Source organism: Streptomyces mutabilis (assembly GCF_014649815.1).
Taxonomy (GTDB): domain Bacteria; phylum Actinomycetota; class Actinomycetes; order Streptomycetales; family Streptomycetaceae; genus Streptomyces; species Streptomyces mutabilis.
In genome coordinates this window covers 305,420-319,807 of sequence record NZ_BMTT01000006.1, presented here as the reverse complement: position 1 = coordinate 319,807, position 14,388 = coordinate 305,420, and the positions used below count along the sequence as shown (strand labels likewise).

Annotated in this window: 11 protein-coding genes and 2 pseudogenes; 9 read left to right on the top strand and 4 right to left on the bottom strand. The window is 72.0% G+C overall.

The features are described 5' to 3' along the window. Positions 1–19: 19 nt before the first annotated feature. On the top strand, positions 20–1,222 hold the full coding sequence (locus tag IE142_RS16335) for a cysteine desulfurase-like protein (RefSeq protein ID WP_191886445.1): 1,203 nt from the start codon (positions 20–22) through the stop codon (positions 1,220–1,222). Positions 1,223–1,231: 9 nt separating this feature from the next. Here IE142_RS16335 and yicI read toward each other — a convergent pair whose 3' ends face one another. After that, entirely contained in the window at positions 1,232–3,502 is a 2,271-nt protein-coding gene (gene yicI, locus IE142_RS16330; RefSeq protein ID WP_191886444.1) for an alpha-xylosidase, read from the bottom strand. 283 nt (positions 3,503–3,785) lie between these two features. On the opposite strand from yicI, the gene IE142_RS16325 reads away from it, so the two are divergent. Genes IE142_RS16325 through IE142_RS16310 form a run of 4 tightly spaced genes read left to right on the top strand, consistent with a single transcriptional unit; the run spans position 3,786 to position 8,282 of the window. After that, the gene (locus tag IE142_RS16325) at positions 3,786–5,072 is read left to right on the top strand and encodes an ABC transporter substrate-binding protein (RefSeq protein WP_191886443.1); all 1,287 of its coding nucleotides are present in this window, start codon (positions 3,786–3,788) and stop codon (positions 5,070–5,072) included. Positions 5,073–5,083: 11 nt separating this feature from the next. Next, positions 5,084–6,037, top strand: a complete 954-nt coding sequence (locus tag IE142_RS16320; RefSeq protein ID WP_191886442.1) for a carbohydrate ABC transporter permease — start codon at positions 5,084–5,086, stop codon at positions 6,035–6,037. A gap of 6 nt (positions 6,038–6,043) precedes the next feature. Next, positions 6,044–6,871, top strand: coding sequence for a carbohydrate ABC transporter permease (locus IE142_RS16315; protein ID WP_191886441.1), 828 nt, complete (start codon positions 6,044–6,046; stop codon positions 6,869–6,871). A 31-nt stretch (positions 6,872–6,902) separates the two neighbouring features. Continuing rightward, positions 6,903–8,282 (top strand): GH1 family beta-glucosidase, encoded by a 1,380-nt coding sequence (locus IE142_RS16310; RefSeq protein ID WP_191886440.1) that lies wholly within the window; start codon positions 6,903–6,905, stop codon positions 8,280–8,282. 33 nt (positions 8,283–8,315) lie between these two features. Here IE142_RS16310 and IE142_RS16305 read toward each other — a convergent pair whose 3' ends face one another. Then, complete coding sequence (locus tag IE142_RS16305; RefSeq protein WP_191886439.1) at positions 8,316–9,557, bottom strand: ROK family protein; 1,242 nt, start codon at positions 9,555–9,557, stop codon at positions 8,316–8,318. Positions 9,558–9,693: 136 nt separating this feature from the next. On the opposite strand from IE142_RS16305, the gene IE142_RS16300 reads away from it, so the two are divergent. From IE142_RS16300 to IE142_RS16285, 4 genes are all read left to right on the top strand, one after another. Continuing rightward, a complete protein-coding gene (locus IE142_RS16300; protein ID WP_191886487.1) occupies positions 9,694–10,866 on the top strand; it encodes an MFS transporter in 1,173 nt (390 codons plus the stop codon). A gap of 82 nt (positions 10,867–10,948) precedes the next feature. Further along, complete coding sequence (locus tag IE142_RS16295) at positions 10,949–11,161, top strand: hypothetical protein (protein WP_191886438.1); 213 nt, start codon at positions 10,949–10,951, stop codon at positions 11,159–11,161. A gap of 132 nt (positions 11,162–11,293) precedes the next feature. Further along, on the top strand, positions 11,294–12,034 hold the full coding sequence (locus tag IE142_RS16290; RefSeq protein ID WP_191886437.1) for a maleylpyruvate isomerase family mycothiol-dependent enzyme: 741 nt from the start codon (positions 11,294–11,296) through the stop codon (positions 12,032–12,034). A 54-nt stretch (positions 12,035–12,088) separates the two neighbouring features. After that, positions 12,089–12,364 carry a DUF6332 family protein gene (locus tag IE142_RS16285; protein WP_191886436.1) on the top strand — a complete coding sequence of 92 codons (276 nt, stop codon included), beginning with the start codon at positions 12,089–12,091 and terminating at the stop codon, positions 12,362–12,364. On the opposite strand, the pseudogene IE142_RS16280 reads toward IE142_RS16285, so the two are convergent. Together IE142_RS16280 and IE142_RS16275 are read right to left on the bottom strand one after the other, a co-directional pair. Further along, positions 12,325–12,989 (bottom strand): annotated as a pseudogene (locus IE142_RS16280) (response regulator). The gene IE142_RS16285 and the pseudogene IE142_RS16280 sit on opposite strands and share 40 nt — an antisense overlap. Continuing rightward, positions 12,986–14,257: pseudogene (locus IE142_RS16275) on the bottom strand (sensor histidine kinase). The pseudogenes IE142_RS16280 and IE142_RS16275 overlap by 4 nt, the downstream one beginning before the upstream one ends. Between the last annotated feature and the right edge of the window lie 131 nt (positions 14,258–14,388).

Below are 14,388 nucleotides of genomic sequence, written 5' to 3'. Positions count from 1 at the left end.
GCCTTCGGTTGGAGTACACATGGCCCTGGACGTCGACGCCATCCGCGCGCGGATACCCGCCCTGAAGTCCGGCACCGCCCGCTTCGACGCCCCCGGCGGCACGCAGACCCCGCAGCCCGTCATCGACGCCGTCGCCGAGGCGCTGGCCAACCCGCTGGCCAACCGGGGCCGCACGACCGAGGGCGAGCGCAACGCGGACGACATCGTCGCGCAGGCCCGGTGCGCGCTGGCCGACCTACTGGGCGCCGACCCGCGCGGCATCGTGTTCGGCCGCAGCGCCACCCAGCTCGTCTACGATCTGTCCCGGACGCTCGCCAGAACGTGGGGGCCGGACGACGAGGTGGTCGTCACCCGTCTCGACCACGACTCCAACATCCGGCCCTGGGTGCAGGCGGCCGAGGCGGTCGGCGCGAGCGTGCGGTGGGCCGACTTCGACCCGGCCACCGGAGAGCTGCTCGCCGAGCACATCGAGGCGGTGCTCTCCCCGCGCACCCGGCTGGTCGCGGTGACCGCCGCGTCCAACCTGATCGGCACCGTGCCCGACCTGCCTGCCGTCGCCCGGCTCGCGCACGGTGTCGGCGCGCTGCTGCACGTCGACGCGGTGCACTACGCCTCGCACGCCGCGGTGGACCTCGCGGCGCTGGGCGCGGACACGCTGGTGTGCTCGCCGTACAAGTTCCTCGGTCCGCACCTGGGGGTACTGGCGGCGCGGCCCGAGTTCCTGGAAGGCCTGCGGCCGGACAAGCTGCTGCCCTCCAGTGACGCCGTCCCGGAGCGCTTCGAGCTGGGCACACTGCCGTACGAGTTGCTCGCCGGGGCCCGCGCCGCGGTCGACTTCCTGGCGGCTCTGGAACCGGATGCGCGCGGCAGCCGCCGGGACCGGCTGGTGGCCTCCTTCGCGGCGCTCGAAGCCCACGAGGAACCGCTGCGCGAGCGGATCGAGCGGGGTCTGGCGGACCTCGGCGGGATCACCGTCCACTCGAGGGCCTCCCGGCGCACGCCGACCCTGCTGTTCACCGTGGCGGGCCTGCGCCCCGCCGAGGTGTACCGGCAGCTCGCCGAGCGAGGGATCGACGCGCCCGCCGGTTCCTTCTACGCCCTGGAGGCCTCGCGCCGGCTGGGCCTGGGCGACGAGGGCGCCGTGCGCGTGGGACTCGCGCCGTACACCGACGCGGGCGACGTGGACCGCCTCCTCACCGCGCTGGGCGCCCTCACTCGCTGACCCGACGGCTCACCGCAGGGGAACCGTCACCTCACCGGTGCCCTCCGCACTCGCCCCGCCCGCGACCCGCGCGGTGAAGGGACGGTCGGTTCCGCTCGCGGTGACCCGCAGGACGTCTCCCTCCCGCCGCACCCGGAAGGTCGCCGCCGGTGTGCCCAGCAGGTCGGGCACGGTGACCTCAGCCGTGTAGTCGGGCCCGGCGGGCGGGTGGACCAGCAGGGTCGGGGCGTCCAGCCAGTCGCCGTCGGGGCGGCTGTCGTCGGCGGCCAGCGGAAGCACGGCGCCCTCACGGACGTACAGCGGCAGGCTGTCGTATCCGTGCCGTTCGGTGCGCCAGGCGGGGCCGGTGACGCGCTCGCCGGTCAGGAGGTGGGTCCAGGTGCCCTCGGGGAGGTAGACCTCGACCTCGCCGTCCTCGGCGAAGACCGGGGCGACCAGGAGGTCGCGGCCGAGCATGTACTGGCGGTCCAGCGTCCGGCAGCCCGGATCGTTCGGGTACTCCAGGACCATCGGCCGCATCATGGGCACGCCGGTACGATGGGCCTCGGCGGCGACGCCGTACAGGTAGGGCATCAGGCGGTGCTTGAGGAGGGTGAAGCGGCGGGCGACGTCGACCGCCTCCTCGCCGAACTCCCACGGCACCCGGTACGACGAGGAGCCGTGCAGCCGGCTGTGCGAGGAGAGCAGGCCGAAGGCCAGCCAGCGCTTGAAGACCGTCTCGTCGGGGGTGCCCTCGAAGCCGCCGATGTCGTGGCTCCAGAAGCCGAAACCGCTCAGGGACAGGGACAGGCCGCCCCGGAGCGACTCGGCCATCGCCTCGAAGGACGACCAGCAGTCGCCGCCCCAGTGGACGGGGTACTGCTGGCCGCCCGCGGTCGCGGAGCGGGCGAAGAGGACGGCCTCGCCCTGCCCGCGCTCCTTCTCGAGGAGTTCGAAGACGGTGCGGTTGAACAGGTGGGTGTAGTAGTTGTGCATCCGCTCCGGGTCGGAGCCGTCGTGCCAGGCGACGTCGGTGGGGACGCGTTCGCCGAAGTCGGTCTTGAAGCAGTCCACGCCCTGGTCGAGCAGCGGCTTGAGCTTCCCGGCGTACCAGTCGCGGGCCGCTGGGCTGGTGAAGTCGACGAGGCCCATGCCGGCCTGCCACAGGTCCCACTGCCAGACGTCGCCGTTCGGGCGCCGCACCAGGTGGCCGAGGGCGGCGGCCTCGTCGAAGAGGGGGGACTTCTGGGCGATGTAGGGGTTGATCCAGACGCTGATCCTCAGGCCTTTGGCCTTGAGCCGGGCCAGCATGCCGTCCGGGTCGGGGAAGACGTCCGGGTCCCACCGGAAGTCGCACCACTGGTACTCCCGCATCCAGAAGCAGTCGAAGTGGAAGACGGTCAGCGGGATGCCCCGCTCGGCCATGCCGTCGACGAACGACGTCACCGTGTGCTCGTCGTACGAGGTGGTGAAGGACGTGGTGAGCCAGAGGCCGAAGGACCAGGCGGGCGGCAGGGCGGGGCGGCCCGTGAGGGCCGTGTAGCGGGTGAGGACGTCCTTGGGGGTCGGGCCGGCGACGACGTAGTACTCCAGCGTCTGGTCCTCGACGCTGAACTGCACCTGCCCGACGGACTCGGAGCCGACCTCGTAGGAGACGGCGCCGGGGTGGTTGACGAAGACGCCGTAGCCCCGTGAGGAGAGGTAGAACGGGATGTTCTTGTAGGCCTGTTCGCTGCTGGTGCCGCCGTCGGCCTGCCACATGTCGACGACCTGGCCGTTCTTGATGAACGGGGTGAAGCGCTCCCCGAGGCCGTAGATCTGCTCGCCCACGCCGAGGGAGAGCCGGCTCAGCATGTGGTGGGCGCCGTCGCCTGTGGTGGCGAAGGCCGTGCTCTTGGCATCGGCACGGGTCAGTTCGCGTCCGTCGGCGTCGTGGAAGGTGAGGCCCCAGGGGCCCTCGCGGTCCAGGCGGAGGGTCAGCGGGCCGCTGGTCAGCTCGGTGACGGTGCCGTCCTGGCGCACCGTACCGACGCCGTCCGCCGCGGCGGTGAGGGCGAAGTCGGGGCCCGGCCGGCGCTTGCCGGCGTGGTGGGTGACGCGGACGCCGATGATGCCCTCGGTGGGTGAGAAGCATTCGACCGTGAGGAGCGGCGCGTTGAGCGTGTCCCCTCTCCGTGTCACCTTCTTCACGGCGGCATGGGTGGTGAAGCGCTTCGATTCAGTACGCACGTCGCGCACTTCGGTGGCGTACGAGATCTGTACGCCCTCGCGGATGAGCCAGAAGCCGTCGGTGAACTTCATGATCTTCCTCGGGTGGGACGGGAGCTGTCGGATGGGAGCACGGGGGCCGTCCCGCAGCGTTTTGATCGTACACAAAACAAATCCCGCCGCCGAGGACCCCGGACCGGCTTTACCGCTCTGATCAGGCACGATTACCGACAAGAACAGACTCTTCACGCCACGAAGTGGAGAGACCGGGGCCACTTTCCTCTAGCGCGACAGCGCGTCCTTGACGTATTAGTCATCACATCAAACAAAACGGTCCGGCGAGGAAGCCGGACGGTACGACAGCAAGGGCCGCACCATGTCGAAGCGCTTCACCTCGCTCGCCTTGACAGCTCACCCTCCTGCCGCCGGGCGACACGGGCGGGGACGCTCACGCAGAGTCGTCGCCCCGGTCGCCGCCGTCTGTGTCCTGGTAGCCGGGGCCGCGCTCACCGGCTGCGGACAGCAGCGGGACACCGACGTGTACACCGTGTTGAACTCCTCGACCGACGAGTCCTACCATCGCTGGGACGCGGAGGCGATGGCCCGGTGCGGCAAGCGGTTGGGCATCACCATCGAGCAGCAGAGCGTCCCGGCCGCGCAGGTGATGACGAAGGCGCTGCGCATGGCGTCGTCCAAGTCGCTGCCCGACATCGTGCAGTTCGACGCGTCCGAGATGCCGACCTTCGCCGACGCCGGCGGCCTGACCGACCTGAGGTCCCTCGGCCTGAGCACCGACGACATCCCCGACGGCATCGTCGACTTCGGCTCGTACCGAGGGACCTACTACGGCGCCGCCCGGTCGGTGAACACGCTCGCGCTCTTCTACAACAAGGACGTGCTCGACGAGGCCGGCGTCGAGGTGCCCACCACCTGGGCCGAGCTGAGGGAGACCGCGAAGGAGCTCACCCAGGGCAAGCGGTACGGCGTGGCGCTGAGCGCGGGCGGCGCGGAGGACGGCGTCTTCCAGTTCCTGCCGTTCATGTGGTCCAACGGCGGTGACGAGACCGACCTGGACAGTCCGCGAGTCGTGGAGGCGCTGGACTACTGGAAGGACCTGCTCGGGGACGGCTCGCTGTCGAAGTCGACGGTCAACTGGACGCAGGCGGATGTCAACGACCAGTTCATGGCCGGCAACGCGGCGATGATGATCAACGGTCCGTGGCAGGTGGAGACCCTCAACACCGACGAGTCGCTGCACTGGGGCATCGCGCCGATCCCGGTGCCCGAGGCCGGCGCGGACTCGGTGGGTCCGCTGGGCGGCGCGGTGCTCACCGTGCCCAACACCGGTGACGAGGCTCGGGAGCGGACGGCCGGGAAGATCGTCGCCTGTCTCTCGAGCGAGCGGGAGCAGCTGACCTACGCGCTCAACAGCTGGATGGTCCCGGCCAACGCCGAGGCCGCCGCCGTCTGGCGCGAGCGGGTGCCGGAGCTGGACTCCCTGGCCGACCAGGTGGCCGTCGCCCGGTCCCGGACGGGGAAGCTCGGCGCCGGCTGGTCGAGCGTGTCGCTCGCCCTGCAGAGCGCCTTCCAGTCCGCCCTGACCGGCCAGTCCAGCGATACCGCCCTGAAGCGCGCCCAGCAGCGGGCCACGAGCGGGAACTGAGGTACGCGCCCATGACCACGTCCACCGTCACCCCCCGGACGCCCGAGAAGGCGTCCACGCCGGCCGCGGCTCCCGACCCCGCCCGGATCGCGCGCCGGCGTCGGCTCGCCCAGTGGGGGTTCGTCGCCCCCGCCGTCGTCTTCATGCTGCTCTTCTTCGGCTACCCGCTGGTCCGCAACGTCGTGATGAGCTTCCAGCACTACACTCCGAAGACCTTCTTCACCGGTGAGGCGCCCTTCAGCGGCACCGACAACTGGTCGAACGTCTTCCAGGACGCCCTGTTCGGCAAAGCTCTGTGGCACACCCTCGTGTTCACCGCGGGATCACTGCTCGGGCAGTTCTGCATCGGCATGGCGCTCGCGGTCTTCTTCAGCCGCCGGTTCCCGCTGAACGGGGTGCTGCGCTCGCTGATCCTGCTGCCCTGGCTGGTGCCCATGGTGGTGTCCGGCATCGTCTGGCGGCGCATCCTCGACCAGGACACGGGTGTGCTGAACTCGTTCCTGGACACCATCGGCGTCGGCGGCCACACCCCCTGGCTGACCAGCCCCGAAATGGCCCTGCTGTCGGTGATCCTGGTGAACGTCTGGATCGGCATCCCGTTCAACATGGTCATCCTCTACGGCGGTCTCCAGGAAATCCCGAAGGAGCTGCACGAGGCCGCCGCGCTGGACGGCGCCTCGGCGTGGCGCACCTTCCGCTCGGTCACCCTGCCGGTGCTCAAGCCGGTCATCACGGTCGTGCTCGTGCTCGGCTTCATGTCGACGGTCAAGATCCTCGACCTGATCCTGGCCCTCACCGACGGCGGCCCGGCCGACGCCACCCAGACGCTGGGCACGCTCACCTACCAGAACTCCTTCGTCCAACTGGACTTCGGCGCGGGTGCCGTGGTCGGCAACGTGCTCATCCTGATCTCCGCCGTGTTCGCGGTGTTCTACCTGCGGGCCAACCGCACCGAGGGGAAGTGACCGACGATGGCCACCCACACGCCCACCGCGTCCCGGCGCCGCTGGGGCTCCACCGTCGCCGGTGTGCTCGTCCTCGCCGTGATGCTGTTCCCGCTGTACTGGATGCTCAACACCGCGCTCCAGCCCGAGTCGGGGCTGCTCCAGGTCGACCCGTTGCCGGGCAGCCTGGACCTGTCCGGTTTCTCCAAGGCCATCAGCGACCAGGGCGGGAACCTGCTGACCTCGTTGGCGGTGTCGCTCGGCGCGGTCGCGATCTGCCTGCTCGTCTCGGCGCCGGCGGCGTACGGGCTGGCGCGCTTCGGGCTGCGCGGCTCGCGCACCATCGTGTTCGGCACGCTGATCACCCAGATGGTGCCGGGCATCGTCATCGCCAACGCGCTCTACAACTCCTACGTCGACCTGGGCCTGGTCAACTCCTACTTCGGCCTGATGCTGGCGGACGCCTCCCTGGGCATCCCGTTCTCGATCGTGCTGATGCGCTCCTTCATGGTGTCGATCCCGGGCGAGGTGATCGAGGCCGCGCAGATCGACGGGGCCGGGCCGGTGCGGACGTTCGTGCGGGTGGTGCTGCCGATGAGCCGCAACTCGCTGATCACGTCGGGGCTGTTCGCGTTCCTGTTCTCGTGGAGCGACTTCATGTTCGCGCTCACCCTGAACACGACCGACGACGTGAAGCCCATCACGCTGGGTATCTACCAGTACATCGGCGCGCACGTCGGCGACTGGGGCTCGGTGATGGCCGCCTCCGTGCTCTCCGCGGTGCCGGCGGCGATCCTGCTCGTCCTCGCCCAGAGGTACATCGCCGCCGGGATCACCGGCGGTTCCGTCAAATAACCACCCTCGCACAGGAGTTGAACAGCACAGCATGAGTGAGTACCCCGGTTTCCCGCCCGGTTTCGTCTTCGGTGCCGCGACCGCCTCGTACCAGATCGAGGGCGCGGCCCGGGAGGACGGCCGCGGTCCGTCGATCTGGGACACCTACAGCCACACGCCCGGCCTGGTCGTGAACGGCGACACCGGTGACGTGGCCTGTGACCACTACCACCGCTACCGCCAGGACGTGGCGCTGCTGCGCGACCTGGGCGTGGACTCCTACCGCTTCTCGATCGCCTGGCCGCGCATCGTGCCGGACGGCTCGGGCGCGGTGAATCCGAAGGGCCTGGACTTCTACTCCCGTCTGGTCGACGAACTGCTCGCGGTGGGCATCGAGCCGGCCGCCACCCTCTACCACTGGGACCTGCCGCAGGCCCTGGAGGACCGGGGCGGCTGGCGGGTGCGGGAGACGGCGGAGCGGTTCGCCGAGTACACGGCCCAGGTCGCCGAGCACCTGGGCGACCGGGTGCCGCGCTGGATCACCCTCAACGAGCCGTGGTGCAGCGCCTTCCTCGGCTACTCGGTGGGCCGGCACGCGCCGGGCGCCAAGGAGGGCCGGCCCGCGCTGGCCGCCGCCCACCACCTGCTGGTCGGACACGGTCTGGCGGTGAAGGCGCTGCGTGCGGCCGGGGTGCGCGAGGTCGGCATCACGCTCAACCTCGACCGCAACCTCCCGGCCACCGACTCCCCCGCCGACCTGGCGGCGGTGGTCCGCGCGGACACCCAGCACAACCTGGTGTGGACCGAGCCGATCCTCGCGGGCCGTTACCCGGCCACCGAGGAGGAGACCTGGGGCGAGCTGATCACCGGGGCGGACTTCCGGCACGACGGCGACCTGGAGCTGATCTCCCAGCCGCTGGACTTCCTCGGCGTCAACTACTACCGGCCGATCGTGGTCGCCGACGCCCCGCACCGCGAGAGCGACCCGGCACGGCGGGTGGCGACCGACAACCGCTACGAGGAGGTCCGGCTGCCCGGCGTCCGTGAGACGGCGATGGGCTGGCCGGTCGTCCCGGACAGCTTCACGGAGCTGCTGGTGCGGCTGAAGAAGCAGTACGGCGACGCGCTGCCGCCCGTCCACATCACGGAGAACGGCTCGGCGGAGGACGACACCCCCGCCGCCGACGGCGCGGTCCACGACGCCGACCGCGTCGCCTACCTGCGCGACCACCTCACGGCGCTGCGGGCGGCGATCGACGCGGGCGTGGACGTGCGCGGGTACTACGTGTGGTCGCTGCTGGACAACTTCGAGTGGGCGTACGGCTACGACAAGCGCTTCGGCATCGTCCGCGTCGACTACGACACGCAGGAGCGCACACCGAAGGACAGCTACCGCTGGTACCGGGAGATGATCGCCGCGAACCGCGGGTGACGGTGGGCGCGGGGGGGCGCCGGCCCCCCCGCGTCAGCCCGCGTCCCGCTCGGCGTGTGCGGCCGGGTCGGCCAGCACCTCCCGGACGATCACGCCGGCCGCGCCCCGGGCCGCGTCGCCGAGTGACGAGGAGGCCCGCAGCCGCTTCCCGTCCTCGCTCCACAGCCCGGAGACGACACGGCGGGCGAGTTCGCGGTCGACGGCGGGGGCCAGCCAGTCCATCAGCTCGCGGTAGACGCCGCCGAGCATCACGGCGTCGGGGTCGAAGAGGTTCACGGCTCCCGACACGACGACGCCCAGGTGCCGCCCGGCCCGCTCGATCGCCGACCGGGCGGCCGACTCGCCCCGCCGGGCGCGGCGTTCGAGTTCGGCGACGCCCTGCATGCCCGTGCCCGCGTCGATACCGGCCGCCTCGAGGAGCGCGGACTGTCCGGCATACTGCTCCAGGCAGCCGCGGGCCCCGCACCGGCACAGGGGCCCGTCCGGGTCGACGACCATGTGGCCGATCTCCCCGGCGAAGCCGTGCGCACCCCGCAGCAACTCCCCCCTGAGCACCAGGGCACCGCCGATGCCGATCTCTCCGGTCAGGTAGAGGAAGCTGCGCACGCCCTCGGTGCCGGCGCCGTACCAGAGCTCGGCCAGGGCGGCGGCGTTGGCCTCGTTGTCGGAACTGACCGGCAGCGGGCGGTGGAGCGGGCGCAGGGCGAGCAGCGCCTGGGCGAACAAGCCCTCGACCGCGACGCGTTGCCACCCCAGGTTGGGCGCCTGGCGGACCGTGCCGCCGGTCACCAGGCCGGGCAGGGCGACGTGGACGCCGACCGGCACGAGGTCCTGCTCGGCCGCCGAGCCGACGGCGCGCGCCGCCAGCCGGGCCGCGCGCGCCAGCACCTCGGAGGGCTGGACCCCGCGGTTGTCGACGTGCTCGACGAGCCGGACCCGGTCGGTGCCGGCTAGGTCGACGACGCACACGGTGACGTAGTCGATGTTGATCTCGACACCGAGCCCCGCCGGGCCCGATCTGGACACCCTGAGGACCGTGCCGGGCCGTCCCGCCTGACCGCTGCTCGTCTTTCCGCCCTCGGAGACGAAGCCGTACTCCAGCAACTGCTCGACCAGGGACGACACCGCCGCGCGGGTCAGTCCGACGTGCGTGGCGACACCGGCCCGGGTCGCCTCCCCCGCGTCGTGCACGGCCCTCAGGACGAGGCTGAGGTTGTGCCGTCTGACCGTGGCCTTGTCGGCCTTCGGCTCCAGGGGGGTGAGGTTGTTCTTCATGGTGGTGACGAGCGTATGCGACGTCGAGCGCTCCGACCTGCGCCGCTGTCTCCGCGAACGGTCTCTTGCCCGCCTCCGGCCCCGCCTCTAGCCTGACTTTGTGCCGCAAATAAACAAATCCCGTTCGCACAGCGCCGTGCCGGGCTCCCGCAGCGACCTCGCCCGTCTACGTGCCGCCCTGACCGCCTTCTTCGCCCTCGACGGCTTCGTCTTCGCCGGCTGGGTGGTACGCATCCCCGCCATCAAGGAACAGACCGGCGCCTCGGCCGGCGCCCTGGGCATGGCGCTGCTCGGCGTCTCCGCCGGTGCCGTCGTCACCATGACGCTCACCGGACGGCTGTGCCGCCGTTACGGCAACCACCCCGTCACCGTCGCCTGCGCGGTCCTGCTCTGCCTCAGTGTCGCTCTGCCCCCGCTCACCCACTCCGCGCTCGCGCTCGGCCTGGTGCTGCTGGTCTTCGGCAGCGCCTACGGAGGGATCAACGTCGCCTTCAACAGCGCCGCCGTCGACCTGGTGGCCGCACTGCGGCGCCCCGTCATGCCCAGTTTCCACGCGGCGTTCAGTCTCGGCGGCATGGTCGGCGCGGGGCTCGGCGGGCTGGTCGCCGGGCCCCTGTCGCCGACGCGGCACCTGCTCTCCCTCACCGTGGTCGGCCTGCTGGTCACCCTGTTCGCGGGCCGTGCCCTGCTGCGCTGCGCACCCGCCGTGCCACCGGACGGCGCCGCCCGGGACAGGGGTGCCCCGCGCCGGCTCGACCGCCGGACCCGCCGTCCGGTCATCACCTTGGGTGTGATCGCCCTGTGCACGGCGTACGGCGAGGGCGCCATGGCCGACTGGGGCGCGCTGCACCTGGAACAGGACCTCGACGCCTCACCGGGCCTCGCGGCGGCCGGTTACTCCTGCTTCGCGCTCGCCATGACCGTCGGCAGGCTGAGCGGCACCACCCTGCTGGAGCGCCTGGGCCGGACCACCACGGTGGTGGCCGGCGGCACGACCGCCGTGGCCGGCATGCTCCTGGGCTCGCTCGCCCCCTCGGTGTGGGCGGCGCTGTTCGGCTTCGCGATCACCGGCCTCGGGCTCGCCAACATCTTCCCGGTCGCGGTCGAACGGGCCGGCGCGCTGGGCGGACCCGCCGGCGTCGCCACCGCCTCGACCCTGGGCTACGGCGGCATGCTGCTCGGACCGCCCGCGATCGGCTTCATGGCCGAATGGTTCTCCCTGCCGGCCGCGCTCACGAGCGTGGCGGCGCTCGCGGCGGTGGCGGTCCTCGTCGCGGTCGCCACCCGGCGCGCGGCGGCACCGGACTGAGCCGAACGCCTCCTGGCGCGAGATGCCACACACAGCCGTGAAACGGGCGCAATCCCCCTTGATGGAAATCGAGTAACCCGGGGTGACCGCCGCGCAGTACGACGCAGTCCGGCGCACCGCCGGCCCTCGTTCCGAACACACGGCGGAAATCCTGCTCGGCCACGTGGCCCTCGTCACGGACGAGGGCTTGCGCGTGGTGGACGTGCACACCTCCAGGCACGCCCTGGAGGCGTACTTGCCGGTCATCGTCCCGGCCACGAAGGCGGCCGGGTTCCCCGCGCCGCGCCCAGGCTGACCGACGTCCACAACGTACTCATCGCGGGCTGACTGCGGGACCGTTCGGGCGCCGCCCCGCCCGGGCCGGTGCGCACGCCGGCATGTGAACACGGGCGGCATCGAGTCCACTCCATCCGGCACACTCACCGCCATGGAGACTTCCGCGTACGTCGATGTCCTGGCCCGCGAGGGCGCGTTGCTCGCCACGTCCGCCGAGTCGGCGGGCACCGACGCCGAGGTGCCGACCTGCCCCGGCTGGCAGGTGCGGGACCTGCTGCGGCACACGGGCACGGTGCACCGCTGGGCCGAGACGATCGTCGCCGAGAGGCATGCCGGCCCCCTGCCCGACGGCGGCCTGCCCGACCTCGACGGCGGCGACCTGCTGGCCTGGTTCCGGGAGGGACACATGCGGTTGGTCGACACTCTCACCGGTGCCGCACCCGACGTGCGCTGCTGGCACTTCCTGCCCGCGCCGTCCCCGCTGGCGTTCTGGGCGCGACGGCAAGCGCACGAGACGACCGTGCACCGCATCGACGCGGAGTCGGCCCGGGGCGGCGGGCCCACCGCCGTCGGAGCGGACTTCGCGGTGGACGGCATAGACGAGTTGCTGTGCGCCTTCCACGCCCGCCCGAAGAGCGCGGTCCGCAGCGCGGAGCCCCGCACGCTGCGGGTGCGGGCGACGGACGTGCCCGGCGCGGTGTGGACCGTACGGCTGTCGGCCGAGCCGCCCGTGACCGAGCGGACGGGCGACGGTGACGCCGACTGCGAGCTCGCGGGACCCGCCGCGCTGCTCTACCCGGCTCTGTGGAACCGCCGGCCGTTCCCCGAGGTGTCCGGCGACGCCTCGCTCGCCGCCCTGTGGCGCGAGAAGTCGGGCATCACCTGGAAGTGAACCGGTCGCGCCGCGGAGCAGGGGCGGGCCGGCCGATCTGGGAGACTCGCCCCTATGACGACCTACGGGGGACGGCGTGCGCAGGGCGAGCGGGACGCGATCACGGTGGAGATCGGCTACGCACTGTGCAGCGGGGTGTTCGCGGCGGCCGTACTGTTCGGGGCCGTGGCCGGCCCCGCCTACCTCTTCGGGCTGTCCGGCGGCGTGCTCGTCCGAGCGGGTGCGGTGCTGGCCGTCGTCGTGTTCTTCGTGCGGGTGGGAAGCGTACTGCTCCGCTTCGGGCGCGGCGGTCAGCCCAGCCAGCCCGGCCGCACCAGTCCTGACTCGTAGGCCAGTACGACCAGTTGGGCCCGATCGCGGGCGCCCAGCTTCACCATGGTGCGGCTGACGTGGGTCTTGGCGGTGAGCGGGCTGACGACCAGGCGCCGGGCGATCTCCTCGTTGGACAGACCGATGCCGACCAGGGCCATCACCTCCCGCTCCCTCTCGGTGAGCCCGGCCAGCTGCCCGGCCGCCGCGGGTTCCTTGGAGCGGGCCGCGAACTCGGCGATCAGGCGGCGCGTCACCCCCGGCGAGAGCAGTGCGTCACCGGCGACCACCGCCCGCACGGCGCGCAGCAGTTCCTCGGGCTCGGTGTCCTTGACCAGGAAACCCGAGAACCGGAGCGGATCGCCTCGAAGACGTACTCGTCGAGTTCGAAGGTGGTGAGCATGACCACCTTCACGTCCCGCAGGGCGTCGTCACCGGTGATCCTGCGGGTCGCGGACAGGCCGTCCAGCAGGGGCATGCGGATGTCCATCAGGACGACGTCGGGGCGCAGTTCGCTGATCACGCGCACCGCCTCCTCGCCGTCCGCGGCCTCCGCGGCCACCTCGATGTCCGGCTGCGCGTCCAGCAGCGCCCGGAAGCCGGCCCGTACCAGTGACTGGTCGTCGGCGAGCAGTACGCGGATCACCGGTCCTCCTGCGTGTCGCGGGCGTTCTCGACGTCCTTGGCATGCGTGACGCGCTCGGCGCCGATGGGCAGGGTCGCGCGTACCCGGAAACCGCCGTCGGGGCGCGGACCCGCCTCGATGGTGCCACCGAGCGCCGCCGCCCGCTCCCGCATTCCGGCCAGCCCGTTGCCGCTGCCCCCGGCCTCGGCGCCGGTCGCGGGTCCGTCGTCGTCGATGCGCAGCCGCAGCGCGCCGCCCTCCCGGGCGAGGCACACGCGTGCGTGCCGCGAACCGGAGTGGCGTACGACGTTGGTGAGTGCCTCCTGCACGATGCGGAACGCGGCGAGGTCGGTACCGGGCGTCAGCGCCGGCGGCTTGCCCTCGACCTCGACGGTGAGGCCCGCGCTCGCCGCCTGCTCCACCAGTTCGGACAGCCTGTCGAGCCCGGGGGCGGGAGTGCGAGGCGCGTCGCCGGGGGCGCGCAGGGTGTCGAGGACCTGGCGCACCTCGCCGAGCGCCTCCTTGCTCTTGGCCTTGATGGTGGTGAGCGCGGTGCGCGCCTGCTCCGGATCGGTGTCGAGGAGCGCGAGTCCGACGCCCGCCTGGACGTTGATGACGGAGATGCTGTGCGCGAGGACGTCGTGCAGCTCGCGGGCGATCCGCAGCCGTTCCTCGTCCGCGCGCCGCCGGGCCGCCTGCGCCCGCTCGGCCCGCTCCTTCGCCCACTGCTCGCGCCGGGTCCGGGCAAGCTCCGACACCGCCACGATCGCCACCACTCAGAGGGCGATGACGATCTCCCCGCCCCAGGAGGCGGCGGAGTCCGACGACGGCGGCAGCCAGCGGTACAGCCAGTGCACCAGCAGGACGTGTCCCGCCCACAGCGCCGCCAGGGCCGACCACGCGGCCCTGCGGTGCCCGGAGACGACGGCGCTGAAGCAAGCCAGCGCCACGGCCAGGAGGACCGGACCGTACGGGTATCCGGCAGCCAGGTAGACCAGGGTGGTGGCCGACGTGCCGAACACGACCGCCACCGGGTACCGCTGCCGCCACAGGAGCGCCGCGCCCGTCAGGAACAGGAGCACGCGCGCGAAGGGGTCCAGCGCGGCGCGCTCGCCCTCCTGGGAATGGGCGGCGAAGTTGGAACCGGCCAGCACGAACGCCGTGAGCAGTGCCGTGGAGCGCCAGGGCCACCGGTGGCGGTGCTCCTCGTCGACCCGCCGATGCCACCACGGGGGCCCGTGCCGCCACCACTGCGGCGGCCCGCCCGCGTGTCCACGCTGTCCGTCCATGACCGCCACGCTAGACGCCGCACGGCGGGAGTGACGTCACTCGCGCGTGGTGATCGCGCGTACTCCCGGGGAAGTACGCCCCGGCCGCTCCCAGGCCTGCGCGGCCTGCGTGAGCGGTGCCCGTCAGGACG

Bases quoted from the DNA above. Each gene is read 5' to 3' on its own strand.
- IE142_RS16335 (WP_191886445.1), top strand. From the start codon at position 20: ATGGCCCTGGACGTCGACGCCATCCGCGCGCGGATACCCGCCCTGAAG.
- yicI (WP_191886444.1), bottom strand. From the start codon at position 3,502: ATGAAGTTCACCGACGGCTTCTGGCTCATCCGCGAGGGCGTACAGATC.
- IE142_RS16325 (WP_191886443.1), top strand. From the start codon at position 3,786: ATGTCGAAGCGCTTCACCTCGCTCGCCTTGACAGCTCACCCTCCTGCC.
- IE142_RS16320 (WP_191886442.1), top strand. From the start codon at position 5,084: ATGACCACGTCCACCGTCACCCCCCGGACGCCCGAGAAGGCGTCCACG.
- IE142_RS16315 (WP_191886441.1), top strand. From the start codon at position 6,044: ATGGCCACCCACACGCCCACCGCGTCCCGGCGCCGCTGGGGCTCCACC.
- IE142_RS16310 (WP_191886440.1), top strand. From the start codon at position 6,903: ATGAGTGAGTACCCCGGTTTCCCGCCCGGTTTCGTCTTCGGTGCCGCG.
- IE142_RS16305 (WP_191886439.1), bottom strand. From the start codon at position 9,557: ATGAAGAACAACCTCACCCCCCTGGAGCCGAAGGCCGACAAGGCCACG.
- IE142_RS16290 (WP_191886437.1), top strand. From the start codon at position 11,294: ATGGAGACTTCCGCGTACGTCGATGTCCTGGCCCGCGAGGGCGCGTTG.
- IE142_RS16285 (WP_191886436.1), top strand. From the start codon at position 12,089: ATGACGACCTACGGGGGACGGCGTGCGCAGGGCGAGCGGGACGCGATC.